The organism is Streptosporangiales bacterium (assembly GCA_009379825.1).
Taxonomy (GTDB): domain Bacteria; phylum Actinomycetota; class Actinomycetes; order Streptosporangiales; family WHST01; genus WHST01.
Genome location: WHTA01000161.1, coordinates 1 through 3350 on the forward strand (window position 1 = coordinate 1; position 3350 = coordinate 3350).

A 3350-nucleotide genomic window follows, 5' to 3' on the forward strand; every position below is an offset into this window, starting at 1 on the left:
ATCCCGGTTTCCCGGTCGGATCCGTTGTTGTCACCGGGTTTGCTCCCGAACGGGAGACGGTCGCGGATACTCATGAACTCTGGTGTCCCTTTCAGGCGGCCTCAGACGCCCCCAGGGCGTCGGAACGATCGGTGGTGGTGTCTCGGGTTGGCTCGGTGGTCAGAAGGCGCAGCAGCGCGTTGGCGCGGGCGGTGCCGATGCCATGGCCGTCCTGACGCAGCCCGGCAATCAGCGACCGCCGCGACAACGCCTGGCCCGCCGCGACCAACCGGTACCGGACCCGGCGGCCCGGCTCGATCAGGTCCGACACATCCGGACCCGCATTTGTGGTCCTCGGCACCGGCACCGGCGGCGTGGTCTCGGCGGTCTGGTCCTCGCCGACGCGCGGAACCGCCGGGTGGTCCTGTACCGGCAGCGGGTCCGGTTCCGCCGCGGGGAGGTCCACCGGCGGCTGGTCCTCACCCGAGGGCGTCTGGTCCTCGCCGGCGGACTCGATCAACGGTCCGGCATGGTCGATGGCCGGGTCCATGTCCGCAGGGGTCGGGTCCACGCACGTCGTGGGGACGGTGGTGGCGTGGTCGCGGTGGTGCCGTGCCCAGGTGTGCGCGGCGATCACGGCGTCGGTGAGCCGGTCCCGCAGGTCGGTGATGGCTTCGGCCATCACGAACACCACCAGCGGCGGCACCGAGTGCAACACGATCGCCGCCACATCGGTTGTGGCCCAGGACTGCCACGTGTTCATCACATACGTCGCCGTCAGCAGGCCCCACTTCGCCGCGCGCACCCAACGGCCGGCCTTCAGCTGGTAGCGGGCCAGCGTCGATTCCGCGAGCAGCACGCCGATCAGGCACAGCGACACCATCGGGTCGAGCAGCCACGCCGTCACCCACGGCACACTCCACGCAGTAGCGCCCCCGGCGGCGAATTGGGCGACATTCGACATGGTGAACGCCAGCCCCAACACGATTCCGGTCCACACCAGCGCATCCACTGCGGTGCGGACCCGTTCGATGCGCAGGGCCGCGACATCCGGGTGCGTGCGGTAGGACCGCAGCTCCGCCGCCTGGCGCGCGTCCGCGATCAGCTTCTGTGCCTTGCTCGACACCGGTGCCGCTTGGGTCATGGTTACGCGGCCTCCCCCAACTCGGTCAGCTCCGGCACCACGACGTCGGCGACGTCGCCGGCAGTCGCGGAGTCGAGTGCTCTGGTCGTCCCATCCGGGCTGTAGCCGGCCAGGAAGGCCAGCGCGTCGCAGGCCTGCCGCGGACTCAGGCGATGGATCGCGGCCAGCAGCGGGTGCCCGTCGCGGTCCAGGTTCCGCGCGGCGCCCTCGCTGCCGATGATCGTGCGGGCGCTCATGCCGCCACCGCCTGCGGGTCGGGCTCACGGGGACCGGTGTGCACCGGGATGGCGCCCATCAAGATCGCGCGGCGGCGCTGTGGCTCGGCGATCGTGGTGGTCTGCAGCCACGGCACACACGCCACGCCCAGCTTCATCGCGAACTGGCGCATCTCCTGCGGGCTATCCGCCCACAGCAGCGACCGCGTCGCAGTCGTCGTGCTCTCCTGGGGCAGATATTCGACGTAGACGGTCATGACACGTAGCCCCCGATCAGGGTGTTGGTGTAGGTCGTTTCAGTCGCCGGTTCAGCGACCTCGTCGCGCAGCTCACACAGCGCGTGCGCGAACTCGTCCTCGTCCGCCGCGGTCACCAGCCGGTACGCGGCATCAGCGATCCGATCCAAGCCGTTCACTTACGCTCCTTCAGCTCACGGGCAATCTGGGTTCCGAACTCACGGTCACTAGCGAGGCGGCCGCACTCGTCGATCACCACGACCAGCGGTGCCGGCAGCCCCTCGCGCGCACACCGGACCGGGGCGGTGTCAGGTGTCGTCATCGTTCGATCTCCTTACGGGCACCGGTGGTGGCGAAACGCGGCTGGACGGCGTCGACGGCAGCACCGCCCGGGCCAGCACCCAGCCCTCGACGACTCGTGAGCTCGGGTGCGTCGCAGGCTCGTCAGCAGCGGACTCGATGCGGTGCCGGTGGAAGTGGCGGTGCGTGTACTCGTGGCGGTGCTCCACCGTCTGGCGCACTCGCATGTCGACCCTCAGCCACACGCCCTTGCGTGCCGCGATCCCCACGCACACCGCCAGGAACACCAGCCATGCGCCCAGCACCACCAGGCCGATGAGCGGGATCACCGGGCCACCCCCTTGCGGTGCAGCCGCCGGGCGCGTTGACGCTGACGGAGGCGGCGCAGCAGGTTCCGTGGTGGCGCGGCAAACCGGAACTCCGGGCCATCACCGGGCTGCACGCACGCCGCCCACCACGCCGGCGCAGGCTTCGTTGACGCGGGCATCACGCGACCTCCCCGTAGATCGGGGCGTCGAACCACTCCGGCGCCGCGCCCAACTCGCCAGGCAACGCCGCCTCCAGCGCGGCCAGCACACCCCAGGCCTCCTCGGCATGCAGCGGGATCCGCCACTGCCCCACACACAGGTAGACCTCGTACGCGCCGCCGACCCGGACGGTCACGGTCGCCTTCCCCGAATGGGTCCAGCCCGCCTGCGGGATCCGGGCGCGGTAATACGTCGGTGCATGCACAGCTCAAGCCGCCTCTCGCGTCGACGCCACAGCCGACCGGCGCTGACGAGCGCGACGTTTACGTTCGGCGCGGCGTTCCCGCTCGCTCAACCCGCCCCACACGCCGTAACGGGCCGCCGTGGGGTACGCCAATGCCCACTCCCGGCACGGATCGATCAGCGGGCACGACCGGCACAGCCGCTTCGCCACGGCCGCATCGGCAGGGACACCCCTCTGCGGAAACCACACCTCCGGATTAGCCGTCGCGCACACCGCGGTCTCACCGCGCTGGTCCATCCATGCCGGACAGTCCCGCAACGCCACCGCTGCCAACGGGGTCGCCGTCACGACCGGTCACCCCCAGCCAGCAGCGCACCCAGCGAGATGAACGCCGCAGACACGGCCATCGACGCGGTCAGCCACGGGGAGAACTCCGGCACCGCCACCAGCCCGACAAGCAGAACGGTGACCAGCAGCAACGCACACAACGCGCTGACCGCCGCGCACAGGCGCAACACACGCTCACGACACATCACGCCGCCACCGCCGATCCTGGCGAAACCGCCTCAGGCTGAGCGGTCGTCAGCACCCGGACCAAGCGCACCGTGCGCTGACGCTGAACCCGTCGGGCGCGACGCGCCGGTCGCGCCGAAACCTCGCGGGAAGGCAAGTCAGCCCCACACTCGGCGATCACACGGGACCAGAAGTCCGTCAACCGCTCCCGATCCGACTCAGACAAGGGCGTTATGACCTGCGACAACTCGA

General features: G+C 70.2%; 6 protein-coding genes. All 6 read right to left on the reverse strand.

The genetic code is table 11. The features are described 5' to 3' along the window. Positions 1–91: 91 nt before the first annotated feature. Entirely contained in the window at positions 92–991 is a 900-nt protein-coding gene (locus GEV07_30805; protein MQA06898.1) for a hypothetical protein, read from the reverse strand. Positions 992–1125: 134 nt separating this feature from the next. After that, positions 1126–1359, reverse strand: coding sequence for a hypothetical protein (locus GEV07_30810; protein ID MQA06899.1), 234 nt, complete (start codon positions 1357–1359; stop codon positions 1126–1128). Then, positions 1356–1595, reverse strand: a complete 240-nt coding sequence (locus GEV07_30815) for a hypothetical protein (protein MQA06900.1) — start codon at positions 1593–1595, stop codon at positions 1356–1358. Before GEV07_30815 ends, GEV07_30810 begins: the two co-directional genes overlap by 4 nt. Positions 1596–1882: 287 nt before the next feature. Further along, positions 1883–2203, reverse strand: a complete 321-nt coding sequence (locus GEV07_30820) for a hypothetical protein (GenBank protein ID MQA06901.1) — start codon at positions 2201–2203, stop codon at positions 1883–1885. A gap of 406 nt (positions 2204–2609) precedes the next feature. Further along, positions 2610–2882: a WhiB family transcriptional regulator gene (locus GEV07_30825; protein MQA06902.1), complete on the reverse strand. Its 273-nt coding sequence runs from the start codon at positions 2880–2882 to the stop codon at positions 2610–2612. Positions 2883–2929: 47 nt separating this feature from the next. Further along, positions 2930–3118, reverse strand: coding sequence for a hypothetical protein (locus GEV07_30830; GenBank protein MQA06903.1), 189 nt, complete (start codon positions 3116–3118; stop codon positions 2930–2932). Positions 3119–3350 lie beyond the last annotated feature (232 nt).

Coding starts and splice junctions, on each gene's coding strand:
- GEV07_30810 (MQA06899.1), bottom strand. CDS start 1,359: ATGAGCGCCCGCACGATCATCGGCAGCGAGGGCGCCGCGCGGAACCTG.
- GEV07_30815 (MQA06900.1), bottom strand. CDS start 1,595: ATGACCGTCTACGTCGAATATCTGCCCCAGGAGAGCACGACGACTGCG.
- GEV07_30825 (MQA06902.1), bottom strand. CDS start 2,882: ATGGACCAGCGCGGTGAGACCGCGGTGTGCGCGACGGCTAATCCGGAG.
- GEV07_30830 (MQA06903.1), bottom strand. CDS start 3,118: ATGTGTCGTGAGCGTGTGTTGCGCCTGTGCGCGGCGGTCAGCGCGTTG.